Origin of the sequence: Paludibacillus litoralis, assembly GCF_037646705.1 — a bacterium.
In the GTDB taxonomy this organism is placed as follows: domain Bacteria; phylum Pseudomonadota; class Alphaproteobacteria; order Rhodobacterales; family Rhodobacteraceae; genus Pikeienuella; species Pikeienuella litoralis.
The window spans coordinates 40707-67310 of sequence record NZ_JBBHER010000003.1 but is presented as its reverse complement, the minus strand read 5'-3'; the positions used below and the strand labels follow the sequence as shown (position 1 = coordinate 67310).

Sequence of the window (26604 nt, the reverse complement as noted above, 5' to 3'; positions counted from 1 at the left end):
ATATCGGGCGCCCCGGGGTTCGGGCCCGCCCACCCAGCAAGAAGCCAGGAGGGCCGCCTCATGACCGTCATCGTCGGCAAAGACACCGCGAAAACCCGGAAGAAGCTGACCGTCGGTGACGCCAGCGTCGCCTATTATTCAATACCGGCGGCGGAGGCGGCCGGGCTCGGGAAATTCTCGCGTCTGCCCGCCGTGCTGAAGGTCGTTCTGGAGAACATGCTTCGCTTCGAGGACGGCAAGACCGTCACCACGGACGATATTCGCGCGTTCTCCAAATGGGCGGAGAATGGCGGAAGCAACCCGCGCGAGATCTCCTACCGCCCCGCGCGCGTCCTGATGCAGGACTTCACCGGCGTTCCGGCCGTGGTCGACCTCGCGGCGATGCGCGACGGGATCGTCGCGCTTGGCGGCGACGCGAAGCAGATCAACCCGCTCAACCCGGTCGATCTGGTGATCGACCACTCGGTGATGGTGGACGAGTTCGGCACCCCGCGCGCCTTCCAGTTGAACGTGGATCGCGAGTATGAGCGCAACATCGAGCGCTACACCTTCCTCAAATGGGGCCAGAGCGCCTTTGACAATTTCCGCGTCGTGCCGCCGGGAACCGGCATCTGCCATCAGGTCAATCTCGAATATCTCGCCCGCACGGTCTGGACCGACAAGGATCAGAACGGCGAAGAGGTCGCCTATCCCGACACGCAGGTCGGCACCGACAGCCACACCACGATGATCAACGGCCTCGCCGTGCTCGGCTGGGGCGTCGGCGGCATCGAGGCGGAGGCGGCGATGCTCGGCCAGCCGATCTCGATGCTGATTCCCGAGGTCGTCGGCTTCAAGCTGACCGGCGCGCTGAAGGAAGGCGTCACCGCGACGGACCTCGTCCTCAAGGTGGTGGAGATGCTGCGCAACAAGGGCGTGGTCGAGAAATTCGTCGAGTTCTACGGCCCCGGCCTCGATCACCTGCCGCTGGCGGATCGCGCGACGATCGGCAACATGTCGCCCGAATACGGCGCGACCTGCGGCTTCTTCCCGATCGACGACGAGACGCTGCGCTATCTCAGGGTCTCCGGCCGCGACGAGGAGCGCATCGCCCTGGTCGAGGCTTACGCCAAGGCCAACGGCATGTGGCGCGACGAGAATTACGACCCGATCTACACCGACACGATGGAACTCGACATGGGAACCATCACGCCCGCGATCGCAGGGCCGAAGCGCCCGCAGGACCATGTGGCGCTCGACCGCGCCGCGGACGAATTCATGAATGTCGTCGCCGATTATCGCAAGATCGACACGTCCCCGGCCGCGAAAGACATGGCCGACGAAGGCCCCGCGGCCGCCGCGGCGGGATGCCCGACGGCGGATCTGCGAAAATCGCAGAAGGTGGACGGCGCGGATTTCTCACTCCGCGACGGCTCGGTCGTGATCGCCGCGATCACCTCCTGCACCAACACCTCGAACCCCTACGTGATGATCGGCGCGGGGCTGGTCGCGCGCAAGGCGCGCGCGCTCGGCCTGCACCCGAAACCCTGGGTCAAGACCTCGCTGGCGCCGGGGAGCAAGGTCGTCTCCGAATATCTGGAGGCCGCTGGCCTGCAGGAGGATCTGGACGCGCTCGGCTTCAATCTCGTCGGCTATGGCTGCACGACCTGCATCGGCAACTCGGGCCCGATCGCGCCGGAGCTCTCGAAAGCGATCGAAGAGGGCGACCTGATCGCCTGCTCGGTGCTGTCGGGCAACCGCAACTTCGAGGGCCGCATCAGCTCCGAGACGCGGGCGAACTACCTCGCGTCGCCGCCGCTCGTCGTCGCCTACGCCATCGCCGGCGACATGAATATCGATATCGCGAACGGCGTCATCGGCGAGGACAAGGACGGGAACCCGGTCTATCTGAAGGATATCTGGCCCTCGACAAAGGAGATCGCCGAGATCGTCGACCGGACCGTGACGCGCGAGGCGTTTCTGTCGAAATACGCCGACGTCTTCAAGGGCGACGAGAAGTGGCAGGCGGTCGAGATCACCGACAGCGAGACCTATGACTGGCCGCCCGAGTCCACCTATGTGCGGAACCCTCCCTATTTCCAGGGCATGACCAAGGAGAAGGGCGCGATCTCGGATATCGAAGACGCCAAGGTGCTGGCGATCCTCGGCGACATGGTGACGACGGACCATATCTCTCCCGCCGGCTCCTTCAAGGAGACGACCCCGGCCGGCCAATACCTCGTCGAACGGGGCGTGAAGCCGCGCGAGTTCAACTCCTACGGCTCGCGGCGCGGAAATCACGAAGTGATGATGCGCGGCACATTCGCCAATATCCGCATCAAGAACGAGATGCTGGACAATGTCGAAGGCGGCTACACCACGGGGCCGAACGGCGAGCAGATGTCGATCTATGACGCCGCGATGGCGCATATCGAGAACGGCACGCCGCTGGTGGTGTTCGCCGGCGAGCTTTACGGCGCCGGCTCCTCTCGCGACTGGGCGGCGAAGGGCACGGCGCTCCTCGGCGTCAAGGCGGTGATCGCGGAAAGCTTCGAGCGGATCCACCGCTCCAATCTCATCGGCATGGGCGTGATTCCGCTCCAGTTCACAGGCGGCGACAATCGCAAGTCGCTCGGTCTGAAAGGCGATGAGACGATCTCCATCTCCGGGCTCGCCGGCGATCTCAAACCCCAGTCGGACGTCTCCGCGACCATCACCTATGGCGACGGGACGAAGAAGACGATCACGCTCAAATCCCGGATCGATACCGAGGTCGAGATCGAATATGTCGAGAATGGCGGCGTGCTTCACTACGTGCTCCGCAACCTCGCCCGGTCGGCCTGACGCGAATCGGCGCCCCCGTGAACGGGGGCGCCTCTCTTCCACATCGGCTCCTCATCGCCTCCCGAAAGCTTGACTCGTCACACTGCGCCGCACTGTGGTTACCTAAGGTCACGACTACGGGCTGAATCAGGGAGATCATGATGAGGCGCAGCGCCATCGCCGCCATTTTCGCCGCGTCGCCGCTCCTCTTCGCGGCGACGGCGAGCTTTTCCGGCGACCGCGCGGAAACCCCTGTCGTGGTCGAGTTGTTCACCTCCCAAGGCTGCTCCGCCTGCCCTCCGGCGGATGAGGAGCTCGCCCGCCTGGCGGAGCGCGACGACGTCATCGCCCTCTCTCTCCATGTCGACTACTGGGATTATCTCGGCTGGAAGGACGCCTTCGGCTCGGCCGAGCACACGAAACGCCAGCGCGCCTATTCGGAAGCCATGCATGAGCGGATCATCTACACGCCGCAGATGGTGTTCCAGGGCGGCGAGCACGTCGTCGGCAGCCAGCATGAAAAGGTCCGGGCCGCGGTCGAGCGGCAACTCGCCCACCCGCCCGCCGCACGCGTGACGCTCCAGCGGGATGGCGACGAGATTCAGATTGCGATCGACCCGACCGGCGCCGCGCCGGCCTCCGACGGGCCGGAGGCGCAAGTGTCGTTGGCCTACTTCACCGCCGCGGAAAAGGTGCGGATCCCCAGAGGCGAGAATAGCGGCCGGAACGTCGTCTATCGAAACGTGGTCAAGGGGTGGGTGGAGCTCGGCCCATGGCGGGGCCGGGCGCTGAACCTGACGACCCGCCGCCCGGCCGACGCCGACGGCGCCGCCGTCCTGGTTCAGGCGGGCGCCGGCGGGCCGATTCTCGGCGCCGGCCAGATCTCGCTGCGCTAGGCCGAGGCTGCGACGGAAGGCTGCGACGGAAGCGCGACGCCGATCATCGCGTCCCGCCCGACCAGCGCGGCGAGCTCCGCCTCATCCATATCTTCGGTTCCGGCGGGGCGCATCGGCAGCACGATATAGCGCATGTCCGCGGTCGAATCATGGACCTGCACCGTCACATCGTCGGGCAACTCCAGCCCGAATTCGGACAGGACCTTGCGCGGCTCGATCACGGTCCGGCTTCGATAGGCGCGCTGCTTGTACCAATCCGGCGGCAGGCCGAGAAGATTGCGCGGGTAGCAGGAGCAAAGCGTGCAGACGATGACGTTATGCGTCTCGGGCGTGTTCTCCACCACGATCAGCTTCATCGCCTCGAGCGGAACCCCCATCTCGGCGCAGGCGGCGGAGCCGTCGGCGAGAAGGCGCTTCTTGAACTCGGGGTCGGTCCAGGCGCGGGCCACAACCGCCGCGCCCATCGCGGGCGAGCGCGCGTCCATCGCCGCGACCCGCGTGTTTATCTCCGCCTCGGTCGTGACGCCCTTTTCGACCAGCAATTCACGGACCGCGATCTCCATCCGCTGGAAATAGGTAAGCGGCGCGTCCTGATCGGGACGATAGGGATGCCCCGATGAACTCATCCCCTCGTGATGAAAGTGATCATGGTCGTGATCGTGATCGTGGTCATGCGGCATCGGCGGGCTCCAACCAGTTTTCGAATATTTCGGCGTCGACCCGGTCGCCGGGGCGCTCCGCCTTCTCTCCCCAGACATCGCCCATGGAGAAGCGGACCCGATAGAGCCGCTTTTTCGGCGCGTCGAACCGGCCATAGGCGAGCGCCTCCGGATCTCCCGTACGCCCCAGATCGCGTTCGATGACTCCGGTCTTTCCGCGCAGATACCAAGGCGCGCGCACATGGCCCGGAGGCGCAAGATGAAGGAGCCGCACCGCTTGTCCGACTCGATAGGTCTTCGTCATCCACTCCTCCCTGATCTTCTATCTTCCGAGCGAGCACTCGCCATATGTGTCGCCGCGCGCGGCGATCTCTTCCATCTTCACGCCCAGCTCCCCCGGCGTGAACGCGCCGGCCTCCATCAGGTTCTGGGTCAAGGACTGGACCCAGCGTTCGTAATAACTCTGGGTCTCGAACGCCTCCGGGGCCATGTCCTCCAGCACGCGGCGAAGGCCGTCCACCGTGAAGAGCCCCTTCGAGGTCGCGAGCATCACCAGCGCGTCGACCCGCTTCTCCCAGAGCGCGTAGTCATGGGTCTCGCGGTCCACCTCCGGGCCGCCGTCCGCCGCGATCACGCCGCCCATATCGTGCCAGCGCCGCCCTTCCTCACTCGATCCCGTCATTCAGATCTCCTATCGGCTCTCCGCCGCCTCGCCTCAAACCAGCGCCTGACGCACGGCGGCGCCGGCCTTGCCGAAATCCATCCGGCCCTGGTACTTCTCCTTCAGAACGCCCATGACCTTGCCCATGTCCTTGATCGATTGCGCCCCGGCGTCGCGGATCGCATCCCTGACCGCGGCGTTCACTTCCTCCGGCGGCATCTGCTTTGGCATGAACTCCCGAATGATCCGGATCTCCGCGAGCTCCTGCTTCGCAAGCTCAGGGCGGCCGCCTTCCTCATAGGCTTTGGCGCTGTCCTGTCGCTGCTTCACCATCTTGGCGAGCACCTCCAGAATCTCGGCTTCGGTCAGGTCCGATGGGTCGTCGCCGCCGCGCGCGGCGATCTCCCGCTCGTTCAAGGCGGCGACGATGAGTCGGAGCGCGCCGATTCTCGTGCGCTCCTTGTCCTTCATCGCGGTCTTCAACGCGGAATTAAGGCGGTCGCGCATGGCTGTCATTATCCCGTTGGCGTCGCAGAGCGACATTCAAGCCGTTAATCTACCCCAACCCGCGCAATTTCGCAAATCCTGCACAATATGATAACATGTTGAATTATCACACTTAACTGAGCCAACGCTGGTCATTGACGGAGTTCCGCAGCTTGTCTAGCTTCCAGCGACTCACACCATGGATAAAGCTCATGAACGCACCCCGACAGCTCGACGCATGCCTCGCCCTCGCTGACGGAACGTTGTTCCGCGGGCGCGGCTTCGGCGCGACGGGGGTCGCGGTGGGGGAACTCTGCTTCAACACCGCGATGACCGGCTATCAGGAGATCATGACCGATCCCTCCTACGCCAGGCAGATCGTCACCTTCACCTTTCCGCATATCGGCAATGTCGGCGCCAACGTGGAGGATGTGGAGTCCGATCGGCCCGCCGCTCTCGGCATGGTGACCCGGATGGATCCGACCGCCCCCTCGAACTGGCGGGCGACGGAGGCGCTGGCGGCCTGGATGGCGCGAAGCGGGCGCATCGCCATCGGCGGGGTCGACACGCGGCGCCTGACGCGCGCGATCCGCCAGCACGGCATGCCGCACGCCGCCATCGGCTACACCCCGGGGGAGACGCCTGACGCCGACGCGCTGATCGAGGCGGCGCGCGGGTTCGCCGGGCTCGAAGGCGCCGACCTGGCGAAGGAGGTGACCTGCGCGCAATCCTACCACTGGGAGGAGATGCGCTGGGCCTGGCCGGGCGGCTTTCCGCGGCGCACGGATGCGCGCCGGAAGGTCGTCGCCGTCGACTACGGCGCGAAGCGCAATATCCTGCGGAATCTCGCCTCCGCCGGCGCCGATATCATCGTCCTGCCCGCGACCGCGACCGCGGAGGACGTGCTGGCGCACCATCCGGACGGCGTGTTTCTCTCCAACGGCCCCGGCGACCCGGCCGCGACCGGAGTTTACGCCGTGCCGATGATCCGGAAGCTTCTCGACACCGGCCTGCCGATCTTCGGCATCTGCCTCGGCCATCAGATGCTGGCGCTCGCGCTCGGCGCGCGCACCGTCAAGATGAACCACGGGCATCACGGCGCGAACCATCCGGTGCGCGAGCTGGCCACCGGGAAGGTCGAGATCACGTCGATGAATCACGGCTTCACCGTCGACGCGCAAACGCTTCCCGATGAACTGGTGGAGACGCATGTGTCGCTCTTCGACGGGTCGAATTGCGGGCTTCGGCTGAAGGACAGGCCGGTTTTTTCGGTGCAGCATCACCCCGAAGCGAGCCCCGGGCCACAGGACAGCCACTATCTCTTCGAGCGCTTCATGGCCTCGATGGGCTGAACTCCTTTCTGAATTTGACCGACACGCCGCGCGTTGACGGGCGCCGACATGTCTCTGTGATCCGCGATCCTGCGCCGCCGGGACTTTCGGTGACGGCGGTTTCGCCGCTCCAGGCGGCGCGGGCTTGATGTCCCGGACTGTCGCCCAGCCTCTGCGCCGATACTTCCCCGCATGCGTGTCGCGGGATGCGCGCGCCGCCCGCAATCCGCGGAACGCCCGGATTTAGCGCAATTTTCCGGATTTTATTAACCGCATCTTAACGAAATTCGTTCGTCGTCTCCCCGTCCGGTTCGCTAGTGCGTGAGCCTGAGAGAGGAAGGGCGATGGCTCAAGAAGAGGCGCGCCGGCGCCGCTGTCGCTGATGGCGAAGGACGGCGACGCAGTCAAACACCTACGCGGCGACCGGCGCCAGCTGGGCGAGATCCTGCTTTCGGAAGGCGTGATCGACAGTGACGCGCTCGCGCGGTCGCTTCTGGCGCAAAAGGTGAGCCGCGCGCGGATCGGAGAGATCCTCGTCGTTCGGAGCGGCGTGGACCGATCCGCCGTCGCCGCCGCCGCGGCGCGGCAGGCGGGGCTGGATTTCGTGGACCTGAGAGGCTCGCCGCTCGATTCCGCGCTGATCGAATCCGGCGATATCGAGCTTTTCATCCGGGAGCGGATCGCGCCCTGGCGGCTTGAATCCGGGCTTGTCGTCTATGTCGCCGCCGCGCCGGAGCGCGCCGCCGAACACCCGGCGCTTCGCTCTTCCGCGGTCGCGATCGCCGCGGCCGAGGATCAGGAGATCTCAAGAGCTCTGATTGACGCATGCGGGCCGCAGCTCGCCGAACGCTCCGCCGCGCGCCGCCCGCTTGGGGAAAGCCTCAGGGCGGGGTTCGCCCGTTGGCAGCGCGCCGCGGCGATTGGAGGTCTCGGCGGCGCCGGAGTCGTCGCCGCGGCCCATCCCAGCATCGCGCTCGCCGGGTTTCTCTGGTGCTCGGTCGGGGTGATGGCGCTCAACGGGGCGCTCTGGGGCGCCGCGCTTCTCGCCCGGCCGCGTGCGCGCGCGCTCACGCAGGCGCCGCGGCGGCTCGCCGATCTGCGCCGTCCGCCCATCGTCAGCCTGCTCGTGCCGCTTTACCGCGAGCCCGAGACGGCGCCGCTTCTGCTTCAGTCTCTCGCCGCGCTCGACTACCCTCCCGAGCTTCTCGACATCAAGCTGATCCTCGAAAGCGACGACGATGTGACGCTTGCGGCGCTGCGGGCGCTCGCGCCGCCGGCGAATATCGACATCCTGATCGCGCCCGACGGCGCGCCGCGCACCAAGCCGCGGGCGCTGAACTTCGCGCTGGATTTCACCCGCGGCGCCTTGATCGGCGTCTATGACGCCGAAGATCGGCCCGCGCCGGACCAGATCACCCGCATCGTGGCCCAGTTCGCCGACACTCCAGCGGACGTCGCCTGCATCCAGGCGCGGCTCGGTTACTACAACGCGCATGAGAACTGGCTGACCCGCTGTTTCGAGATTGAATATTCAAGCTGGTTCGACGCCATGCTGCCGGGCCTGTTCCGGCTTGATCTCCCCATCCCGCTCGGCGGCACGTCGCTGTTCATCCGCCGCGGCGCGCTTGAGGCGGTCGGCGGCTGGGACAGCCACAATGTGACGGAAGACGCCGATCTCGGCATGATGCTGGCGCGCGCCGGCCTGAGGACCATGCTCTCCGATTCGCTGACCGATGAGGAGGCGAGCAGCCGCCCGAGCGCCTGGATCCGGCAAAGATCGCGATGGTTGAAAGGGTATCTCTCCACATGGGCGACGCATATGCGCCGCCCCCGAGCTCTTCTGGCCGATCTCGGGCTTTGGCGGTTTCTCGGCTTCAACGCCGTGCTGCTTTCCGCCGCGCTCGGATATCTGCTGCTGCCGTGGCTCTGGCTGATCTCGCTCGCCGGCTTCTGGGTGGATTTTCGCGGCATGGGGGTCGGGCTGGCCTTCGACATGCTGACGGTGGCGACGAGCGTGGTGCTGCCGATCATGCTCTGCGCGGCGGCATTCGGCCTTTGGCGACGGAACCGTCTCGGCCTCGTCGGCTGGGCGCTGACCCTGCCGCTCTACTGGGGCCTTGGGGCCGCGGCGGCGTATCTGGCGGTCTGGGAGCTCGTCTGGGCGCCCTCCAGATGGCGAAAGACCCAACATGGGGTCGGCCGCGTCGCGGCCGAGCTCCGGCGCGTCGCGCTGAAAAGAAAGCGGAACGGCGGCGGACACGCCGACGACGCCCAGGATCAAAGCCGCCATCATCAATAGTGAAACGGCAGAAGTGAAACGGCGTTCCAGGTGTGGGGCACTTCCCGGAACGCCGAGTCGGGCGGTCTCATGGACCGCTCCGTCAGGACTCCCAATCCCGTTGTGGGGCGGGATGGTTCTGGGCAACACCTAATGTGGAGGGGGCGCGGCCCATCGTCGCTGTTCGTGGCGTCTAACCTACATCAGTTTGCCCAGCCTGCGAGTCGCTTCTCCCTCTCATCGCCGATTATTCATAGTTAACAATCACGGAGTCACAGGGAGACAGGCGCTCCGATGGCGCCAAACATCCATTCATGCAGCACGAACGGACGATTCACCAGATTCACCCCAGGGTCGAGCAACCACCCAACCAAGCATCCGACGTCGGTAAATAAACCGAAAACCGCGCCTGGTGGGCCGGGTGAACGGACATGCGTTAAAATCGCAAGCCGCCGCCACTCGCGCAGCTCATCAAGCGCAACACGGTCGCCGTATCGCATGAGCGCCATTCGTTATGAGGCCGCCAGACCCCCGGGCGGGCCCGAATCATCCCCCCGCCGCGCCTCTGTGACGCGCCTCTCTCTGGAACGCGCATGCGATTCGCGTCGCGCGCCGCCAACCGCGCCCGGCCGCGCGGCCGGGCGACGGACGCGCCAATCGCTCCTCCAGCCCCTCGGACCCGCGACCGGGCGCGCCTTCATTCGCCCTCCCCGGCCGCCGTCGGCGCGGGCGGCTGAGCGCCCGGATCGCGCGGCGTCGCCGAATTGCCGTGATTCACCCGATCTGCTATCCAGTCGCAATCAGACACGCGCGAGGCGGCAATGGCCAAGGTTCTGACTTTCGCTCAGCAAAAAGGCGGCGCCGGCAAGACGACATTGCTGACGCAACTCGCCGTGGCCTTCGCGACCGGCGGCGGCGGGCTCGGCGCCAGACGCCGGGTCGGACTGATCGACCTAGATCCGCAGCGCTCGCTCACCTCGTGGATGGACGAGCGGATCAAGAGACGCGGCGCGGCGGATATGGATCTCATCGAATCGAGCGAATGGCGCGTCGGCTCCGACATCGACAAGGCCGCACGCGACGCCGACCTGATCATGATCGACTGTCCCGGCGCCGCGGACGTGATGCTGAACCGCGTTCTTCGCGAAACCGATCTGGTCATCACGCCCACGCAACCGTCCGCGCCCGACGTCTGGGCGACCCGCGCCACGCTGCGCGCCGCGGCGAAACAGGGCGCGGAGGCCCGCGTGGTGCTGAACCGGGTGCCGCCCCGCGGCGCCGCGATCGAGGACATGGCGGAACGGCTCACAGCGGACGGCGCGGACCTCATGGCGGAGCGGATCGGAAACCGCATCGCCTTCGCCTCCGCCTTCGCCAATGGCGGCGCCGTGACGGAAACCGACAAATCGTCGAAAGCCGCCGATGAAATCAGGGCGTTGGCCGCCGCGATCCGGAAGATGCTCGACTGACATGCGCCGCCGGCGGCCCGATCTCCCGGTCGGAACGACGGCCGGAACACGCCGGCGCGGGCGCAGGCGCGCGAGCGAGATCTGAACGAGGACTTTCATGTTCACCATAGAGCACGACTTCGACGCCAGCGTCGTCACCCTCGTCGATGAAGGCGAGGCGCCGCTCAAGGAAGACGTGGTGGTCAACGTCTTCGATGATTGCGTAACGATTGAGCAGTATGATCCGCGCCGGGACGAAACGCTCCGCATCACGCTTTCCTTCTCTCAGGTTCGCGACCTCGAAGCGGCGTTCGATCTGCCTGAAGGCAGTTACCGGTTCGGCGCCGGCGCGGGGGGCGCCGGCGGGTCCTGACGGCCGGTCGCGGCGAGACGGTTGGCGTCTCGCGGAAATCTGCTAACGTTTCCATGAGCCGGCCTCGCCGGACTCGTGGGCCGGATTGGGGGATCACGGTGATGCAGCGATACGAGCGAACCGGACGGGCGGCGGGAGCGGCGTTGATCGCCACCCTCTTCCTGGCCGGATTTCTGACCGGATGCGCCCCGACGCCGAGCCCGCCCGATCTCGACACGCTCTACGACTCAGCCGCCAGCCTCAAGACGGAGGCGCGCCGACCGGTGATCTCCATTCCCGGCACGCTCGGCTCCAGGCTTGAGGATCAGCGATCCGGCGTGGTGATCTGGGGCGGCCCGGACGGTTTGAGCGTCGACCCCGAAGTCCCCGAGAACGCCCGCCTGATCGCGCTGCCCATCGGCGAAGGCGACGAACCTCTGCGCGAACTGCGCGACGGGGTCCGCCCCGACGGCGTGCTCCGCGTCGCCCGGGCTTCGGTTCTCGGCATTCCGGTGGAGATCGACGTCTATCGCGGCGTGATCTCGACCCTGATCGCCGGCGGCTTCGGGTTCCGGGAAACCCGCGAGGAGGAGGTGACCGAGCGCGAGATCAACCTGGACAGTTTCGAGTTCCCCTATGATTGGCGGCGCGACATCGTCGAAGGGGCGAGCGATCTCGACTATTTCATCAAACGCAAGATCCGGCAGGTCGGCGATGTCAGGCGGAAGGTTTTCAACGCCGACGACGCCGGGGAGGTGAAGTTCGACCTGATCGCCCACTCCATGGGCGGCCTCGTGGCGCGCTATTATCTCATGTATGGCGATGCGGACTTGCCGGAGGACGGCTCGCTGCCGGAGGTGACATGGGCCGGCGCGAAAAACGTCAGCCGCGCCGTCTTCATCGCTCCGCCGAACACCGGATCGGTGCTTTCGTTCGAGAATCTCGTCAACGGCAAGACGCTGGGGCCGTTTCAGCCGAGTTACGAGCCCGCCCTGCTCAGCACCCATGTCTCCATCTACGAGATGTTCCCGCGCGACCGGCATCGCCGCGTCCGGATCAAGGGATCGTCGGAGTTCGTCAGTCTTTTCGACGTGGACATGTGGGACCGCTACGGATGGGGCCTCCTCGATCCGTCGCAGGACGCCATGCTCAAGATCCTGATGCCCGACGAGCCCACCGCCGAGAGCCGGCGCGCGCGCGCCAAACGCCATCTCGCAAAGATCCTCGCGCGGGCGGAGCAGTTCCAGCGGGCGATGGACCGGCCGGTGGATGTGCCGGAGGATCTCGACCTCTATCTGGTCGTCGGCGGCGGATTCGAGACGCCGGCCGAGGTCGAATTCGATCCGGAGACCGGCCATGTCGAGATCACGAAACTGGAGGAGGGGGACGGCGTGGTCCTCCGCGCCTCATCACTCCTCGACGAGCGGCAGGATGGCGACTATGCGCTCGGCCTGCGCTCGCCGGTGACCTACCGGTCGGTGCTCCTTCTGCCGGAGGAGCATGTCGACATCACCAAGAGCGCGGTCTTCGGCGACAACCTGTTGTTCTGGCTGCTGGAGGCGCCGCGGGTCGGCGATCAGCTGGCCCGGCCGGGCCGACTCTCTCTCGCCGGCGCGCCCTCATCCTCGCAGGCGGCGACCGCGCCGCCAGCGACGAAGTGAGGGCGTCACACTTGCAATCCAGCCGCGAAGGCGCCATATGGCTGCGCTTCAAGGACATCCCCGGAAGGAGCGTCGCCCATGGCCCGCGTGACCGTCGAAGACTGCGTAGACAAGGTTCCTAACCGCTTCGATCTCGTCATGCTGGCCGCGCACCGCGCCCGCGAGATCGCCACCGGCGCGCCTCTCACGCTGGACCGCGACAACGACAAGAACCCGGTTGTCGCGCTCAGGGAGATCGCCGAGGAGACGATCCCGGTCGCCGACCTTCGGGAGCGGGCGATCGAGGCGATTCAGCGCCATATCGAGGTGGACGAGCCGGAAGAGGATCAGATGTCGATGCTCATGGGCGAGGATGGCCCCGACAAGCCGGTCGAGGACCTGAGCGAGGAGCAGCTCCTGCGCGCGCTTCTGTCCGAGCAGAGTCAGGGCTGACCCCGCCGGCCCGCCCGCGGGCGGGCCTGATGCGCCGGGCGGGCTTTCCCGGTCAGCCGCCGTCGAACATCTGGCGGATGTTGACGCTGGAGCGCTCGCCGATGTCGTCATAATGCTGCTTCAGCCAGCGCGTCGCGGCGGCGCGGCCCAGCTTGAAGAGATGCTGCAGGAACGCCCATTCGACATTCATCTTCGATGACGCGTCAAGCGGGCGGATCTGCTTGCGCTCCTGGATGATATGGACGCGCATCTTGTGGTACTCCTGCGGGTCCAGCTTGCCCTCCTCCAGCAACCGCGCGACGAAATCGATCGCGCGCAACTCGTGCAGCAGCGCCGCGTTGAAGGAGATCTCGCTGACGCGATCGGCGATCTCGGCGGCGCCGCGCGGCGCTCCCCCCCGGAAGACGGGGTCGATCTGCACGATCACGATGTCTCGCGTCGTGCTCTCATAGAAGAATGGATAAAGGGGCGGATTTCCCATGAACCCGCCATCCCAGTAATGTTTGCCGTCGATCTCCACCGCCTTGAAAAGTTGCGGCAGACAGGCTGACGCCATCACCGCATCCAGCGTGATCTCGTCATGCTGGAAGACCCGGACCTTACCCGTCTCCACCGTCGTCGCGGCGATGAACAGCTCTATCTCCCGGCAATCGCGGACCTTCTCGAAATCGACCAGTTCGCCAACCAGATCGCGAAGCGGGTTGCATCCGAGCGGGTTGAAATCATAGGGCGACGCGACGCCTTTCAGCGCGGAAAGGAATCGATAGCCGGGCGAATCATCGAGCGACCAGTTTCCCATGGCCCGCGCGAGGAGGGAGCGCTGGATCGGGCTCGCGAGGCCCGCTTTCGAGACCGCGCGCCAGAACTCCTCCAGCCGCACGCGGGCGCCGGCGCCGCCGTTCTCGTTCACTCCCTGCGCCGCGACGACAGCATTCATCGCGCCGGCCGAGGTTCCGCTGATCGCCTCGATCCAGAGCCGGTCGTCTTCGAAGATCTTGTCCAGCACGCCCCAGGTGAACGCGCCGTGCGAGCCGCCCCCCTGCAAGGCGAGGTTGATCGCCTTCTTGTGATGCGCCTTGCGACGGAGAGGGCGAGTTCCCGGAGCCTTCGGCTTGCGCCGCGCGCGCCGCTGCGGCGACGACTTTTCGGTTTCGGCGGTCATGGCGCGGCTCCTCGTGGTTCTGCGAGAAAGGAGACTGTGCGCGAGCCTATTGTGCGGCGCGGAATCACTCAACCCGCCCGACCGTCGAAAAGACCCCGACGCCGGGGCCGCCGCCGCATCGAAACGCCACGCCGCCCGCCGCCGATAAGATTGGCGTTCGGAGCGGCCGGCGCCTAAATTAGACTTTTCCTGACGTTTGGGAGAGACCGAGGCCGTGATACGGCAATTCGAACTGGTTGAGATGGTCCGGGCCTACAACCCGAACGCGGACGAGGCGCTCTTGAACCGCGCCTATGTCTATGGCGCGCGCGCGCACGCCGCGCAGAGGCGCGCGTCGGGGGAATCCTATTTCGGCCATCCGCTGGAGGTCGCGGCGATTCTGACCGAGCTGAAGCTCGACGACGCCACGATCGTCACCGCGTTGTTGCATGACACCATTGAAGACACCGCTGCGACATATGCGGAAATCACCGAGCTTTTCGGCGAAGAGATCGCGGAGCTGGTCAACGGGGTCACCAAGCTCAACAAGCTGAAGCTCGCGAGCCGCGAGGTCGAGCAGGCGGAAAACTTCCGCAAACTGCTGATCGCGATGTCGCGCGACGTGCGGGTGTTGCTGGTCAAATTGGCGGACCGCACCCACAACATGCGCACGCTCGGCGCGCTTCGCCCGGAGAAACGCGCCCGCATCGCGCGCGAGACGATGGATATCTTCGCTCCGCTCGCCAGCCGCATGGGCATGCAGCAGATGCGCGAGGAACTGGAGGATCTCGCCTTCGAAGTGCTGCATCCCGAAGCGCGCACCTCGATCATGCGCCGATTCCTGAAGCTCAGGAAGGAAACCGGCGACCTCATCCCCCGAATCAAGGCCGCGATCGGGGAGGCGCTCCGCGACGCCGGCGTCTCCGCGGAAGTTCAGGGCCGGGAGAAGACGCCCTACTCGATCTGGCGAAAGATGGAGGAGAAGCAGATCAGCTTCGGCCAGCTCTCCGACATCTACGGCTTTCGCATCATCACCGACGACATCCCGAGCTGCTACATCGCGCTCGGGGCCGTCCATACCGCCATGCGCGTGGTGCCGGAACGGATGAAGGATTACATCTCCGGGCCGAAATCGAACGGCTATCGCAGCCTTCACACCACCGTCTACGGCCCGATGGCCAGCCGCGTCGAGATCCAGATCCGCACCCGCGAGATGCATGAGGTCGCGGAAACCGGCGTCGCCGCGCACTGGGCCTACAAGGAGGGACGGCCGAGCGAGAACCCCTTCGCCGTCGATCCGTTCCACTGGCTCTCGACCCTGGTCGAACGGCTGGAGAAGGGCGACCCGCCGAAGGAGTTTCTGGAACAGGTCAAGCTCGACATGTTTCATGACCAGGTCTTCTGCTTCACCCCGAAAGGCGATGTCTACGGCCTGCCGCGCGGCGCGACCCCGATCGATTTCGCCTATGCGATCCACACCAGGATCGGCGACAGCTGCGTCGGCGCGAAGGTGGACGGCGCGCGGGTCCCGCTCTGGACGCGGCTTCGGAACGGCCAGTCGGTGGAGATCATCCGGGTCGAAAGCTCGCGGCCGAGCCCGGTCTGGATGGACATGGCCAAGACCGGGCGCGCCCGCGCGGCCATCCGCCGGGCGCTCCGCGAGGAGGAGCGCGCCGAGCATATCCGCCTCGGCACGGAGATCGCCCGCCTCGCCTTCGAACGCCGGAAGCTCGACGGCGGCGCGAAAGCGTTGCAGGCGGCGGCGCGAAAGCTCGGCTACGCCACCGTCGAGAGCCTCCTCGCCGCGCTCGGCGCGGCGGAACTGACCGGCCGGCGGCTGGTCGCCGCAGTTTATCCCGGCATGGTCGAGCCCGAAACCGACGAACCGGAGGAGGCCGTCGAGCGCCCGCACCGGCTCGTGCGCGGCGCGCCCGCCGGCGTTCCCTTCGTTTTCGCCGCGTGCTGCGAGCCGATTCCGGGCGAGCGGATCGTCGGGATCCGCACCGGGCCCGGGATCGAGGCCCACTGCATCGACTGCGAGGCGCTGATCGCCCACGAAGAGCACCCGGAGCGCTGGATCGACCTCAGATGGGATGAGGACGCGGCGCAACTCGGCGGCCGCTCGACGTCCATCGACATCACGCTGGCCAATCAGGCCGGCGCGCTCGGCGCGATCGCCACCCTGATCGGCGAGCACCGCGCGAATATCGAAAACATGGCGACGATCGCGCGCATGCCCGATTTCTGGCGGATGCGCGTCAGCCTCATGGTGAAGGACATGAAACACATGAGTGCGATCATCAGCGCCCTTGAAGCGCAGACCATCGTCGCCGAAGTACGACGCACCCGCCTCCCGACGCCGAAGCAACCGGAGGCTGAAGAGCCCCGGGATCTTTCGGCGTAGCGCCGGAGCGCGCGCCGGGATAGCGAGTGGGCGGCGCGGCGAGACCCCGCCGCGAAGTGACATCTGAAGAAGGCGGACCTGTGTTCAAACGCCGTGACAAGCGCCCCATCATGGAAGTGGTGAGAGCCTATATCGCGCCACGGACGGGCTGGCGGCGCGTGATCCACTATTGGCGTCATCGGATGCAGCGCCTCCCCGACAGCCCGACGCGCATCGCCCTTGGAGTCGCGTGCGGCGTCTACGCCTCGTTCACGCCGTTCTTCGGCTTCCATTTCATGATCGCGGCGGGGCTCGCCTGGCTGCTGCGCGGCAACATTTTCGCCAGCGCCATCGGCACCTTTTTCGGCAATCCGCTCACATTCCCCTTCATCGTCGCCATTTGTCTGGAGCTGGGCGGCCTGATCATGGGCTCGCCGGTCGATTCCGATTTCATCGAGCAGGGGCTTCACCAGATGGCCATCATGCTGCTGCGGGACATCAGCAGCCTGGTGATCCCCTACTTTGTCGGCGGGATCATACCCGGGCTCATTTCAGCGGTCGCGAGCTACATGGTCGTGCGGCCCCTGGTCGCCACCTATCAGCGGCGGCGCCGGAACCGGCTGATCGCCCGCACCCGCGCCCGAATCGCCAAACAGAACAATGTGGTGAGCGAGTAGGCCGGCGCGGCTCAGTCGGCCAACTCCTCCAGCCGGTCGGTCGCCGGCGGCGGGGTCCGCGAGAGCGCGGAGATCTCGGCGTGGAGCGCGGGCGGCATGTCGTAGTCCGCCGCCGCGAGGGAGGCCTTGAGCTGCTCGACCGAGCGCGCGCCGATGATCGGGCAGGTGATCGCCGGATGCGCCTTCGCCCAGGCCACCGCCAGCGTCATCGGATTGTCGCCTCGCGACTCCGCGAAGTCGGCGAACCTGGCCGCGGTTTCGCGAAACCAGTCGCCCGCATACCGCTTCTGGTAATCCTTGTTGACGGAGAACCGCCCCTCGGCGCCGGTCCGGTATTTCCCGGTCAGCAACCCGCCGGCCCCCGGGCCGTAAGAGATGACGCCAAGATCCGCCGCCGCCGCCAGCGGAAGGATCTCCACCTCGGCCTGGCGCTTGATCAGGCTGTACATCGGCTGAACCACCTCGAAGGGCGCGAACCCTTCGCGGGCCGCGATCCCGTTCGCCGTCGCGATCTGCCAGGCGGCGTAGTTCGAGCAGCCGATATGCGCGACCTTGCCGGAGGCGCGCAGATCCTCGAGCGCGCGCATGGTCTCCTCCAGCGGGACGCTCTCATCGAAACGATGCATGAAATAGAGGTCGATCCGCTCAACGCCGAGCCGCCGCAGACTCGCCTCGCAGGAGAGGCGGATCCCGCGGCGCGAGGCGCCCTTGTGCCGCCCCATCCCGCATTTCGACGTGATGAACACCTCGTCGCGATGGCCCCGGATCAACCCGCCCAGAATCTCCTCCGAGCGCCCCCCGCAATAGGAATCGGCGCAATCGAAGAAATTGAGGCCCGCGTCGCGGCACGCCGCGTAGATCGCGCCCGCCGTCGTTTCGTCGGCGTCTCCGCCGAAAGACATCGTTCCAAAGCAAAGTTCGGAAACCAGAGCGCCCGTGCGGCCCAGTCGTTTGGTTTTCATGAATTGTCTTCCTGCCCTGTCAGCCTCTACGGAGGCGGATCACCACGTCGACCTTGGCCACGACCGTGCCTTCCGGCGCGTCCGGAAGCCGCGCGAACTCGACCGAGTCGATCGGCGCGTCCGTGAGCCGCCCTTCGTCCTCCCAGAAGAAATGCGGGTGATCTTCCGTCCTCGTGTCGAAATAGCTCCGCGCGCCATCGACCGCGACCTCGGTCAGCAGCCCCGCGTCGGTGAAGCTTCTCAGCGTGTTATAGACCGTGGCGAGAGACACCCGCGCGCCCGCTTCGAGCGCGGCCGCGAAGAGCCGCTCGGCGGTCACATGGCGGTGCCGCTCATCGCCGACAAGAAGGGCCGCGAGGGCCCGGCGCTGCCGGGTCGGCCGAAGCCCGGCCGCCGCAAGCCAGCGTTCCGCGCTGTGGTCAGCGTCGGACGCGTCGACATCGGAGGCATCGATAGGCGCCGGTTCTGAAGTCATCGAGTTCGTCCACACATGCTTTTCTGGATCTTGCTGACAAAAGAAGCACAATCGCGCTCTTTTTACCATAGGGTCTCTTTGGCGGCCGGCGCGCGCCGACGCTTGCGTGAGCCGCCGCGCCGATGATAGGGACGATCCCGACTTTGGCCGCCCCGATTCAGACTGCGGCGCAGGCCGCGCGGCCGCATCAAGGAACCGATCTATGACCGAACGCGCAACCAGCTACGATTTCGAAGGGCTGATGGCCTGCGCGCGCGGGAAGCTGTTCGGCCCCGGTAATCCGCAGCTTCCTGCGCCGCCCATGTTGATGATGGACCGGATCACGGCGATAGAAGAGCACGGCGGCGCGAACGGCAAGGGCCGGATCGTCGCCGAGTTCGACGTGAAGCCGGACAACTGGTTCTTCCAGTGCCATTTTCTCGGCGACCCGGTGATGCCGGGCTGCCTCGGGCTCGACGCGCTCTGGCAACTCACGGGATTTTTCCTCGGCTGGAAGGGGCTTCAGGGCCGCGGGCGCGCGCTTGGCGTCGGCGAGGTGAAGTTCTCCGGCATGGTGACGCCGAAAGTGAAGCTCATCCGCTACACGGTGGAGTTCAAGCGGATCATCGACCGAAAGCTGAAGCTGGGCATCGCCAGCGGCGTGATGGAGGCCGACGGCGAGCCGATTTACACGACCACGGACATGCGGGTCGGCCTGTTCAAGGATGAAGCGCCAGCCTGAGGGCCGGCCCCACGAAAGGAGACGTCTATGCGTCGCGTCGTGATCACCGGAATCGGCGTCGTCTCGTCGATCGGAACGGATGCGGAGGCGGTGACCGCCTCGCTGAAGGCGGGGCGCTCCGGCGTCTCTTTCGCGCCGGCCTACGCCGAGCGCGGCTTTCGCAGCCATGTGGAGGGCCGCCCCGACATCAACGTCGCCGACCATATCGACAAGCGCCAGCTCCGCTTCATGGGCGACGGCGCGGCCTACAACTACATCGCCATGGAGCAGGCGGTCGCCGATAGTGGGCTGGAGAAGAACGAGGTCTCCAACGAGCGGACCGGGCTGATCATGGGCTCCGGCGGCCCCTCGACCAAGAACCTCTTCGCCGCGCATCAGATCGTGCTGGAGAAGAATTCGCCGAAGCGGATGGGGCCGTTCATGGTCACCCGCTGCATGTCCTCGACCAACTCCGCCTGCCTCGCCACGCCATTCGGGATCAAGGGGCTGAACTATTCGATCACCTCGGCCTGCTCCACGTCGGCCCATTGCATCGGCAACGGCGTCGAGCAGATCCAGTGGGGCAAGCAGGACATCGTCTTCGCCGGCGGCGGTGAGGAGCTGGACTGGACCCTCTCCTGCCTCTTCGACGCGATGGGGGCGCTGAGCTCCAAATACAACGACACCCCGGAGCGCGCCTCGCGCGCGTTCGACGCCGCGCGGGACGGGTTCGTCATCGCCGGCGGCGGCGGCGTCGTCGTGCTGGAGGAGCTCGAGCACGCCCTGGCGCGCGGCGCGAAGATCTACGCCGAAGTCACCGGATACGCCGCGACCTCGGACGGCCATGACATGGTCGCCCCTTCAGGCGAAGGCGGCGAGCGCTGCATGCGCCTCGCCCTGGACTCGATGGCCGAGAAGCGGAAGATCGATTACATCAACGCCCACGGCACCTCGACGCCGGTCGGCGACCTCCCCGAGGTCGAGGCCGTGCGCCGTCTGTTCGGCGAAGGGGAGACGCCGCCGATCAGCTCCACCAAGTCACTGACCGGACATTCGCAGGGCGCCACCGGCGTCCACGAGGCGATCTACTGCCTTTTGATGCTGAAGGACGACTTCATCACCGCCTCGGCGAATATCGACACCCTCGATCCGGCGATCAGACCGGGCGAAATCGCGGTGGAGCGCGTCGACAACGCCGGCCTCGACACGGTGATGTCGAACAGCTTCGGATTCGGCGGCACCAACGCCACGCTGATCATGAGCCGCTTTCATGGCTGATCTCATGAAAGGCAAACGCGGCCTCGTGATGGGCGTCGCCAACGATCATTCCATCGCCTGGGGCGTCGCGCGGGCGCTGGCCGCCGAGGGCGCCGCGCTCGGCTTCTCCTATCAGGGGGAGGCGTTCGGGCGCCGCGTCGCGCCGCTGGCGGAGAGCGTGGGGTCGGATTTTCTCGTCGATGTCGATGTGACCGACGGCGCCTCGATGGATATGGCGTTCGACCGGCTCGCGACGGAATGGGGACAGCTCGATTTCGTCGTCCACGCGATCGCCCATTCCGACAAGCGCGAGCTTACCGGCCGGTACGCCGACACCACGCGCGAGAACTTCGTGCGGTCGATGGAGATCTCATGTTTCTCCTTTGTCGACGTCGCTCGCCGCGCCGCCGCGCTGATGCCGGAAGGCGGCTCGCTCGTGACCATGACCTATCTCGGCGCGCAGCGCGTCATGCCGAATTACAACGTCATGGGCGTCGCCAAGGCGGCGCTGGAGGCGTCGGTGCGCTATCTCGCCAATGACCTTGGCCCGGCCGGGATCCGGGTGAACGCCATCAGCCCCGGCCCGATGCGCACGCTCGCCGGCTCCGCCATCGGCGGCGCGCGAAAGGTTTACAAGCAGACCGAGGAAAACGCGCCGCTCCGCCGCAACGCCACGCTGGAGAACATCGGCGGCGCCGCGCTCTATCTTCTGTCCGACCTTGGCGCAGGCTCCACCGGCGACGTGATTTTCGTCGATGGCGGCTATCACATCACCGGGATGGCCCAACCGGCGAACTTCTGACCCTCGCAGAGCGCGCCGCGCCCGGCCGCTTCACCCTCTAGGCCGGCCTGCGCATGGGCGGGATCGGCCGGGCCATGCATGGCGACGATCGGGATCCGACTGTGAAATCGCACGCGATCGGCGTAAGACTGCCGCGAGGCGTCCGGGCCGCGCCTCATATTGTGGCGCCGCGTCGCTCTTTGGCCTTGCGTCACCCCACGTCAAGTCTGTCAATATGGGGCGAGGCCCGCGCGTGGCGGGCGCCCGAAGATATGGAGAAGACATGGTTTTCGAGAGCAGACGCTCGCTTGACGAGTTGCGGGCGCTTCTCGGGGCTGAGATCGGCGTGTCGCGCTGGATCGAAGTCACCCAGGAGATGATCGACCGTTTCGCGGAGGTCACGGACGATCATCAGTTCATTCATGTGAACCCGGAGCTTGCGGCGAAATCGCCCTTCGGCGGCACCATCGCGCACGGGTTCCTCACGCTTTCGCTGCTTTCCACCATGGTCTATGAATCCGGGCCGTCGCTGAAAGGCGTGGCGATGGGAGTGAACTATGGCTTCGACAAGATTCGATTTCTCTCGCCGGTGCGCGCCGGAAAACGCATCCGCGGGCGCTTCACATTGCTGAAGCTGGATGAGAGCGTTCCCGGCCAGGTCACATACACTCAGGCGGTGACGGTGGAGATCGAAGGCGAGGAGAAGCCCGCTCTGTTCGCCGAATGGATCGGGCGTGTCTATATGGAGAAGGCATGAGCATAAGTTTCAACGGACAGGTCGTCATCGTCACCGGCGCGGGGGCGGGGCTCGGCCGCTCCCACGCGCTGCAATTCGCGGCGAAGGGCGCGAAGGTCGTCGTCAACGATCTCGGGGGCGGCGCCGGCGGCTCCAGCGCCGCGGCCGAAGCCGTGGTGAAGGAGATCAGGGACGCGGGCGGCGAGGCGATCGCCAACGGCGCCGATGTCTCCGACTTCTCGGCCGTCGAGGCGATGGTCGCGGAGACGATGAAAACCTGGGGCCGGGTCGATGTGCTGGTCGCCAACGCCGGGATACTTCGCGACAAGAGCTTCGCGAAGATGGAGATGCCCGATTTCGAGAAAGTGATCGACGTTCACCTGATCGGCACCGCGAATTGCGCGCGCGCCGTCTGGCCGGTGATGCGCGATCAGAACTACGGCCGGCTGGTCTTCACCACCTCCTCCTCCGGGATGTACGGAAATTTCGGACAGGCGAATTACGGCGCCGCCAAGGCGGGCATGATCGGCCTGATGAACGTCCTCCAGATCGAGGGCGAGAAATACAACATCACCGTCAACACGCTGTCGCCGACCGCGGTGACGCAAATGACGGAGAAGCTCTTCTCCGACGCGGAGAAAGAGCTGCTGACGCCGGAATCGATCTCTCCCGGCGTCCTCTTCCTCGCCTCGAAGGACGGGCCGAAACGGACCATCCTCTGCGCTGGCGGCGGATGTTTCGCACGGACCTATCTTTTCGAGACGGAAGGCGTGATCCTGACCGGCGACGACCTGACGCCTGAAGGAGTCGCCGCCAAGTTCGACGAGATCAGCAGCATGGATGGCGCCAAGGCTTTGCAAGGCGCCTTCGAACAGACCCATAAATACGCCGCCAAAGCCATCGCGGCCCATGGCGTAAAGGAGTGATTCAATGAGAGAAGCCGTTATCGTATCCACCGCCCGCACCCCGATCGGCAAGGCCTATCGCGGCGCGTTCAACGCCACCACGGCCCAGGCGCTCGCCGGCCACGCCATCGAGCACGCGGTGAAGCGCGCGGGGATCGAGCCTGGCGAGGTCGAGGACTGCATCATGGGCAACGCCCTGACGCAGGGCTCCTCCGGGCACAATTTCGGCCGGCAGGCGGCGATGCGGGCCGGGTTGCCGGTCACCGTCTCCGGCATGACCATGGACCGGCAATGCTCGTCCGGCATGATGGCCATCGCCACCGCGGCGAAATCGATCATCGTCGACGGGCTCCAGGTCGCCGTGGGCGGCGGGGGCGAGAGCATCAGCCTCGTCCAGAACGAACATCAGCGGACGGACAACACCCGCGACCCATGGCTGATGGAGCGGCTGCCCGCGCTCTACATGTCGATGCTTGAGACGGCGGAGACGGTCGGCGAGCGCTACGGCATCAGCCGCGATGCGCAGGACGAATACGCCTATCAGAGCCAGATGCGCACCGCCGCGGCGCAGGAGGCCGGCCGGTTCGACGACGAGATCGTCCCAATGAAGACGGTGATGAAGTTCCAGAACAAGGAAACCGGGGAGATCCTCGACCGCGAGGTGACGCTCTCGAAGGATGAGGGCAACCGCCCGTCGACCACGCTCGAGGGGCTTCGGGGCCTCAAGCCGGTGTTCAAGGACGGCATGGTCATCAGGGAAGGCCGGCACATCACCGCCGGCAACGCCTCGCAGCTGTCGGACGGCGCCTCCGCGGCGGTGCTGATGGAGGCGAAGGAGGCGTCGAAGCGCGGGCTTGAGCCGCTCGGTTATTTCCGCGGCGTCATGGCGGCCGGATGCGAGCCGGACGAGATGGGCATCGGTCCGATCTACGCCGTGCCAAAGCTTCTGAAGGCGCACGGGCTGACGATCGACGATATCGATCTCTGGGAGCTGAACGAGGCGTTCGCGGTGCAGGTGCTCTATTGCCGCGACCATCTCGGCATCGACAACGACAAGCTCAATGTCGACGGCGGCGCGATCTCCATCGGCCACCCCTATGGCATGTCCGGCGCGCGGATGGTCGGCCACGCGCTGATCGAAGGCAAGCGCCGGGGCGCCAAATACATCGTCAGCACCATGTGCTGCGGCGGCGGCATGGGCGCCGCCGGGCTTTTCGAAGTCGCATAAGACTGAACCCGCCGCCGCCTCGACAAGGCGGCGGCTCTCCGGCGGGAGGACGAGATGGAACTGAGCTACACTGCGGAAGAGCAGGCGTTTCGGGACGAGGTGCGCGGTTATCTCGCGGAACATCTCTCGCCGCGCCTTTCAGAGAAGGTGGCTGAGAACAAGCGCCTCACCAAAGCGGATCTCGTCGAATGGCATGACCTGCTGAACGCCAAGGGCTGGCTCGCCTGGCACTGGCCGAAAGAATATGGCGGCGCCGACTGGACCCCGGTTCAGGCGCATATCTTCCATGAGGAGATCGTCTTCGCCAACGCGCCGCGCATCGTTCCTTTCGGCGTCAACATGCTGGCGCCGGTGCTGATCAAGTTCGGAACCAAGGAGCAGAAGGATCATTACCTGCCGAAGATCCTCACCTCCGAACATTGGTGGTGCCAGGGCTATTCCGAGCCCGGCTCCGGCTCCGATCTGGCCTCGCTGAAGACCGAGGCGGTCCGGGATGGCGACCACTATGTCGTCAACGGTCAGAAAACCTGGACCACGCTCGGCCACATCGCCGATCACATCTTCTGCCTCGTCCGCACGAAAAAGGACGGCAAACCGCAGGAGGGGATCTCCTTCCTCCTGATCCCGATGGACACGCCCGGCGTCGAGGTTCGCCCGATCATCACGCTCGATGGCGAGCATGAGGTGAACGAGGTCTTCCTCACCGATGTGCGGGTGCCCGCCGGGAACCTCGTCGGCGAGGAGAACAAGGGCTGGACCCTCGCCAAATATCTCCTGACCTATGAGCGCACCGGCATCGCCGGCGCCGCCTATTCGCGCCAGGCGATGGAGCATCTCAAATCCGCCGCGAAGCGGCTGAAGGCCAATGGCAAGCCGCTCCGTGAGGATCCGTTCTTCGCCGCCCGCATGGGCAAGGTGGAGATCGACCTGATGGCGATGGATATCTTCAATCTCCGCATCCTCGCCGCGGCGGGCGGCGGCGCGGCGGGCGGCGTCGAAAGCTCGATGCTGAAGATCCGCGGCACGGAGGTCCGGCAGGAGCTGACCGACCTCATGCGCCGCGCCTTCGGCCCGCACGCGGCGCCCTTCGTCCCCGAAAGCTTCGACGAAGGCTGGAACGAGGAGCCGATCGGCCCCGACGGGGCGATGCTTCCGGCGCGGACCTATTTCAACATGCGCAAGGTCTCGATCTACGGCGGCTCGAACGAGATCCAGAAGAACATCATCTCGAAAATGGGGCTCGGTCTCTGATGGATTTCACGCTTTCCGAAGAACGCCGGATGCTGGCGGACACGCTCACGCGGTTCGTCCGTGAAAAATACGACCTTCCGACCCGGCACGGCGCCGCGGCGATGGAGGGCGGGTTCGACCCCGAAATGTGGACCCGCTTCGCCGAGCTCGGCGCCGTCGGCGCGCTCCTGCCGGAAGAAGCCGGCGGCTTCGGCGGCGGCGGAGAAGACATCATGGTGGTCTTCGAGGCGCTCGGCGGCGGCCTGGTGGTGGAGCCCTTCCTCGCCACCGCGATCCTCGGCGCGACGCCGCTGATCGGCGCCGGCAAGGACGACATGCTGGAGGCGGTGATCGGCGGCGCGCTTCATCTCGCCCTCGCGCACACCGAACCCGGCAGCCGCTACGAGATGAGCCGCGTCGCCTGCCAGGCGAAGGGCGGAAAGATCACCGGCCGGAAATCGGTGGTGCTGAACGGCGGGACGGCCGATCGCCTGATCGTCTCGGCCCGCGCCTCCGGCGATGAGGCCGACGAAGCGGGGATCGGACTCTGGCTGGTCGACCCGAAAGGGCCGGGCGCCGCGATGCGCGCCTTCGCCACCGTGGATGGCGGCCACGCCGCCGAATTCACCTTCGACGGCGCCCCGGGCGAGCCGCTCGGCGACCCGGAGGGCGGCTACGCGGCGCTGGAGCGGACCCTCGGGCGCGGCGTTCTCGCGCTGTCGGCCGAGGCGCTCGGCGCGATGGAGGTCTGCAAGACCCTCACCCTCGACTACCTGAAGACCCGCAAGCAGTTCGGCGTCCCGCTCGGCAAGTTCCAGGCGCTCCAGCACCGGATGGTCGAGATGGTGATCGCCATCGAACAGGCGCGCTCGCTCACCATGCTCGCCGCCGGGATGCTGGAGGCGCCGCGCCCGGAGCGCGAGCGCGCGCTTTCGGCGGCGAAGAACATCGTCGGCCGCGTCGGGCGGCTGGTGTCCGAGGAGACGATCCAGCTGCATGGCGGCATCGCCATGACCTGGGAATACGCCGCGCCGCATTTCGCCAAGAGGCTGACAATGATCGACCACCAACTCGGCGACGAGGATTTCCATCTCGCCCGCTTCATGACCCTGGCGGCCTGAGA

The 26604-nt window shown here is 66.2% G+C and carries 26 protein-coding genes; 18 read left to right on the top strand and 8 right to left on the bottom strand.

Annotated features, from left to right (window positions below; translation table 11 throughout):
• Positions 1 to 60: 60 nt before the first annotated feature.
• A complete protein-coding gene (gene acnA / locus WG921_RS04765; protein ID WP_340108074.1) occupies positions 61 to 2823 on the top strand; it encodes an aconitate hydratase AcnA in 2763 nt (920 codons plus the stop codon).
• A gap of 140 nt (positions 2824 to 2963) precedes the next feature.
• Positions 2964 to 3698 (top strand): DUF1223 domain-containing protein, encoded by a 735-nt coding sequence (locus tag WG921_RS04760; RefSeq protein ID WP_340108073.1) that lies wholly within the window; start codon positions 2964 to 2966, stop codon positions 3696 to 3698.
• Here WG921_RS04760 and nthA read toward each other — a convergent pair.
• The 4 genes from nthA to WG921_RS04740 are packed head-to-tail and all read right to left on the bottom strand — an operon-like array spanning position 3695 to position 5525.
• Positions 3695 to 4378, bottom strand: coding sequence for a nitrile hydratase subunit alpha (gene nthA / locus WG921_RS04755; RefSeq protein WP_340108072.1), 684 nt, complete (start codon positions 4376 to 4378; stop codon positions 3695 to 3697). The two genes, WG921_RS04760 and nthA, sit on opposite strands and share 4 nt — an antisense overlap.
• Positions 4368 to 4661: an SH3-like domain-containing protein gene (locus WG921_RS04750; RefSeq protein WP_340108071.1), complete on the bottom strand. Its 294-nt coding sequence runs from the start codon at positions 4659 to 4661 to the stop codon at positions 4368 to 4370. The genes nthA and WG921_RS04750 overlap by 11 nt, the downstream gene beginning before the upstream one ends.
• Positions 4662 to 4679: 18 nt before the next feature.
• A complete protein-coding gene (locus WG921_RS04745; protein WP_340108070.1) occupies positions 4680 to 5039 on the bottom strand; it encodes a ScnB-like protein in 360 nt (119 codons plus the stop codon).
• A 33-nt stretch (positions 5040 to 5072) separates the two neighbouring features.
• On the bottom strand, positions 5073 to 5525 hold the full coding sequence (locus WG921_RS04740) for a GatB/YqeY domain-containing protein (protein WP_340108069.1): 453 nt from the start codon (positions 5523 to 5525) through the stop codon (positions 5073 to 5075).
• Between the two features lie 191 nt (positions 5526 to 5716).
• Here WG921_RS04740 and carA point away from each other — a divergent pair, with 191 nt between their 5' ends.
• Complete coding sequence (gene carA, locus WG921_RS04735) at positions 5717 to 6856, top strand: glutamine-hydrolyzing carbamoyl-phosphate synthase small subunit (RefSeq protein ID WP_340108068.1); 1140 nt, start codon at positions 5717 to 5719, stop codon at positions 6854 to 6856.
• 361 nt (positions 6857 to 7217) lie between these two features.
• Entirely contained in the window at positions 7218 to 9134 is a 1917-nt protein-coding gene (locus WG921_RS04730; protein WP_340108067.1) for a glycosyltransferase family 2 protein, read from the top strand.
• A 251-nt stretch (positions 9135 to 9385) separates the two neighbouring features.
• Here the strand turns inward: WG921_RS04730 and WG921_RS04725 are convergent, their stop codons facing one another.
• Positions 9386 to 9613, bottom strand: a complete 228-nt coding sequence (locus WG921_RS04725; protein ID WP_340108066.1) for a hypothetical protein — start codon at positions 9611 to 9613, stop codon at positions 9386 to 9388.
• Positions 9614 to 9934: 321 nt separating this feature from the next.
• On the opposite strand from WG921_RS04725, the gene WG921_RS04720 reads away from it, so the two are divergent.
• From WG921_RS04720 to rpoZ, 4 genes are all read left to right on the top strand, one after another.
• Positions 9935 to 10582, top strand: coding sequence for a ParA family protein (locus WG921_RS04720; RefSeq protein ID WP_340108065.1), 648 nt, complete (start codon positions 9935 to 9937; stop codon positions 10580 to 10582).
• A gap of 97 nt (positions 10583 to 10679) precedes the next feature.
• Positions 10680 to 10934, top strand: coding sequence for a hypothetical protein (locus tag WG921_RS04715; protein ID WP_340108064.1), 255 nt, complete (start codon positions 10680 to 10682; stop codon positions 10932 to 10934).
• 101 nt (positions 10935 to 11035) lie between these two features.
• Positions 11036 to 12574, top strand: coding sequence for a lipase family alpha/beta hydrolase (locus WG921_RS04710; protein WP_340108063.1), 1539 nt, complete (start codon positions 11036 to 11038; stop codon positions 12572 to 12574).
• 78 nt (positions 12575 to 12652) lie between these two features.
• Positions 12653 to 13006, top strand: coding sequence for a DNA-directed RNA polymerase subunit omega (gene rpoZ / locus WG921_RS04705; protein ID WP_340108062.1), 354 nt, complete (start codon positions 12653 to 12655; stop codon positions 13004 to 13006).
• Between the two features lie 52 nt (positions 13007 to 13058).
• On the opposite strand, the gene WG921_RS04700 is transcribed toward rpoZ, so the two are convergent.
• A complete protein-coding gene (locus WG921_RS04700) occupies positions 13059 to 14168 on the bottom strand; it encodes a patatin-like phospholipase family protein (protein WP_340108061.1) in 1110 nt (369 codons plus the stop codon).
• A gap of 214 nt (positions 14169 to 14382) precedes the next feature.
• On the opposite strand from WG921_RS04700, the gene WG921_RS04695 reads away from it, so the two are divergent.
• Together WG921_RS04695 and WG921_RS04690 are read left to right on the top strand one after the other, a co-directional pair.
• Positions 14383 to 16551 (top strand): RelA/SpoT family protein, encoded by a 2169-nt coding sequence (locus WG921_RS04695; protein WP_340108060.1) that lies wholly within the window; start codon positions 14383 to 14385, stop codon positions 16549 to 16551.
• A 110-nt stretch (positions 16552 to 16661) separates the two neighbouring features.
• Positions 16662 to 17207 carry a DUF2062 domain-containing protein gene (locus WG921_RS04690; protein WP_340108059.1) on the top strand — a complete coding sequence of 182 codons (546 nt, stop codon included), beginning with the start codon at positions 16662 to 16664 and terminating at the stop codon, positions 17205 to 17207.
• Between the two features lie 11 nt (positions 17208 to 17218).
• Here WG921_RS04690 and WG921_RS04685 read toward each other — a convergent pair whose 3' ends face one another.
• Positions 17219 to 18169, bottom strand: a complete 951-nt coding sequence (locus tag WG921_RS04685) for an aldo/keto reductase (protein ID WP_340108058.1) — start codon at positions 18167 to 18169, stop codon at positions 17219 to 17221.
• A gap of 19 nt (positions 18170 to 18188) precedes the next feature.
• Positions 18189 to 18644: an iron response transcriptional regulator IrrA gene (irrA, locus tag WG921_RS04680; RefSeq protein ID WP_340108057.1), complete on the bottom strand. Its 456-nt coding sequence runs from the start codon at positions 18642 to 18644 to the stop codon at positions 18189 to 18191.
• Positions 18645 to 18846: 202 nt separating this feature from the next.
• On the opposite strand from irrA, the gene fabA reads away from it, so the two are divergent.
• From fabA to WG921_RS04640, 8 genes are all read left to right on the top strand, one after another.
• The gene (gene fabA, locus WG921_RS04675) at positions 18847 to 19365 is read left to right on the top strand and encodes a bifunctional 3-hydroxydecanoyl-ACP dehydratase/trans-2-decenoyl-ACP isomerase (RefSeq protein ID WP_340108056.1); all 519 of its coding nucleotides are present in this window, start codon (positions 18847 to 18849) and stop codon (positions 19363 to 19365) included.
• A 27-nt stretch (positions 19366 to 19392) separates the two neighbouring features.
• On the top strand, positions 19393 to 20622 hold the full coding sequence (gene fabB, locus WG921_RS04670; RefSeq protein ID WP_340108055.1) for a beta-ketoacyl-ACP synthase I: 1230 nt from the start codon (positions 19393 to 19395) through the stop codon (positions 20620 to 20622).
• Positions 20615 to 21403 carry an enoyl-ACP reductase FabI gene (locus WG921_RS04665; protein ID WP_340108054.1) on the top strand — a complete coding sequence of 263 codons (789 nt, stop codon included), beginning with the start codon at positions 20615 to 20617 and terminating at the stop codon, positions 21401 to 21403. The genes fabB and WG921_RS04665 overlap by 8 nt, the downstream gene beginning before the upstream one ends.
• Positions 21404 to 21665: 262 nt before the next feature.
• Complete coding sequence (locus WG921_RS04660) at positions 21666 to 22139, top strand: MaoC family dehydratase (protein WP_340108053.1); 474 nt, start codon at positions 21666 to 21668, stop codon at positions 22137 to 22139.
• Positions 22136 to 23044 carry an SDR family NAD(P)-dependent oxidoreductase gene (locus WG921_RS04655; RefSeq protein ID WP_340108052.1) on the top strand — a complete coding sequence of 303 codons (909 nt, stop codon included), beginning with the start codon at positions 22136 to 22138 and terminating at the stop codon, positions 23042 to 23044. The genes WG921_RS04660 and WG921_RS04655 overlap by 4 nt, the downstream gene beginning before the upstream one ends.
• Before the next feature lie 4 nt (positions 23045 to 23048).
• Positions 23049 to 24251, top strand: coding sequence for an acetyl-CoA C-acyltransferase (locus WG921_RS04650; protein ID WP_340108051.1), 1203 nt, complete (start codon positions 23049 to 23051; stop codon positions 24249 to 24251).
• A 54-nt stretch (positions 24252 to 24305) separates the two neighbouring features.
• Positions 24306 to 25502, top strand: a complete 1197-nt coding sequence (locus WG921_RS04645) for an acyl-CoA dehydrogenase family protein (protein ID WP_340108050.1) — start codon at positions 24306 to 24308, stop codon at positions 25500 to 25502.
• Positions 25502 to 26602, top strand: a complete 1101-nt coding sequence (locus WG921_RS04640; protein ID WP_340108049.1) for an acyl-CoA dehydrogenase family protein — start codon at positions 25502 to 25504, stop codon at positions 26600 to 26602. The genes WG921_RS04645 and WG921_RS04640 overlap by 1 nt, the downstream gene beginning before the upstream one ends.
• Positions 26603 to 26604 lie beyond the last annotated feature (2 nt).

Bases quoted from the DNA above. Each gene is read 5' to 3' on its own strand.
- acnA (WP_340108074.1), top strand. From the start codon at position 61: ATGACCGTCATCGTCGGCAAAGACACCGCGAAAACCCGGAAGAAGCTG.
- WG921_RS04760 (WP_340108073.1), top strand. From the start codon at position 2,964: ATGAGGCGCAGCGCCATCGCCGCCATTTTCGCCGCGTCGCCGCTCCTC.
- nthA (WP_340108072.1), bottom strand. From the start codon at position 4,378: ATGCCGCATGACCACGATCACGATCACGACCATGATCACTTTCATCAC.
- WG921_RS04750 (WP_340108071.1), bottom strand. From the start codon at position 4,661: ATGACGAAGACCTATCGAGTCGGACAAGCGGTGCGGCTCCTTCATCTT.
- WG921_RS04745 (WP_340108070.1), bottom strand. From the start codon at position 5,039: ATGACGGGATCGAGTGAGGAAGGGCGGCGCTGGCACGATATGGGCGGC.
- WG921_RS04740 (WP_340108069.1), bottom strand. From the start codon at position 5,525: ATGCGCGACCGCCTTAATTCCGCGTTGAAGACCGCGATGAAGGACAAG.
- carA (WP_340108068.1), top strand. From the start codon at position 5,717: ATGAACGCACCCCGACAGCTCGACGCATGCCTCGCCCTCGCTGACGGA.
- WG921_RS04730 (WP_340108067.1), top strand. From the start codon at position 7,218: ATGGCGAAGGACGGCGACGCAGTCAAACACCTACGCGGCGACCGGCGC.
- WG921_RS04725 (WP_340108066.1), bottom strand. From the start codon at position 9,613: ATGCGATACGGCGACCGTGTTGCGCTTGATGAGCTGCGCGAGTGGCGG.
- WG921_RS04720 (WP_340108065.1), top strand. From the start codon at position 9,935: ATGGCCAAGGTTCTGACTTTCGCTCAGCAAAAAGGCGGCGCCGGCAAG.
- WG921_RS04715 (WP_340108064.1), top strand. From the start codon at position 10,680: ATGTTCACCATAGAGCACGACTTCGACGCCAGCGTCGTCACCCTCGTC.
- WG921_RS04710 (WP_340108063.1), top strand. From the start codon at position 11,036: ATGCAGCGATACGAGCGAACCGGACGGGCGGCGGGAGCGGCGTTGATC.
- rpoZ (WP_340108062.1), top strand. From the start codon at position 12,653: ATGGCCCGCGTGACCGTCGAAGACTGCGTAGACAAGGTTCCTAACCGC.
- WG921_RS04700 (WP_340108061.1), bottom strand. From the start codon at position 14,168: ATGACCGCCGAAACCGAAAAGTCGTCGCCGCAGCGGCGCGCGCGGCGC.
- WG921_RS04690 (WP_340108059.1), top strand. From the start codon at position 16,662: ATGGAAGTGGTGAGAGCCTATATCGCGCCACGGACGGGCTGGCGGCGC.
- WG921_RS04685 (WP_340108058.1), bottom strand. From the start codon at position 18,169: ATGAAAACCAAACGACTGGGCCGCACGGGCGCTCTGGTTTCCGAACTT.
- irrA (WP_340108057.1), bottom strand. From the start codon at position 18,644: ATGACTTCAGAACCGGCGCCTATCGATGCCTCCGATGTCGACGCGTCC.
- fabA (WP_340108056.1), top strand. From the start codon at position 18,847: ATGACCGAACGCGCAACCAGCTACGATTTCGAAGGGCTGATGGCCTGC.
- fabB (WP_340108055.1), top strand. From the start codon at position 19,393: ATGCGTCGCGTCGTGATCACCGGAATCGGCGTCGTCTCGTCGATCGGA.
- WG921_RS04665 (WP_340108054.1), top strand. From the start codon at position 20,615: ATGGCTGATCTCATGAAAGGCAAACGCGGCCTCGTGATGGGCGTCGCC.
- WG921_RS04660 (WP_340108053.1), top strand. From the start codon at position 21,666: ATGGTTTTCGAGAGCAGACGCTCGCTTGACGAGTTGCGGGCGCTTCTC.
- WG921_RS04655 (WP_340108052.1), top strand. From the start codon at position 22,136: ATGAGCATAAGTTTCAACGGACAGGTCGTCATCGTCACCGGCGCGGGG.
- WG921_RS04650 (WP_340108051.1), top strand. From the start codon at position 23,049: ATGAGAGAAGCCGTTATCGTATCCACCGCCCGCACCCCGATCGGCAAG.
- WG921_RS04645 (WP_340108050.1), top strand. From the start codon at position 24,306: ATGGAACTGAGCTACACTGCGGAAGAGCAGGCGTTTCGGGACGAGGTG.
- WG921_RS04640 (WP_340108049.1), top strand. From the start codon at position 25,502: ATGGATTTCACGCTTTCCGAAGAACGCCGGATGCTGGCGGACACGCTC.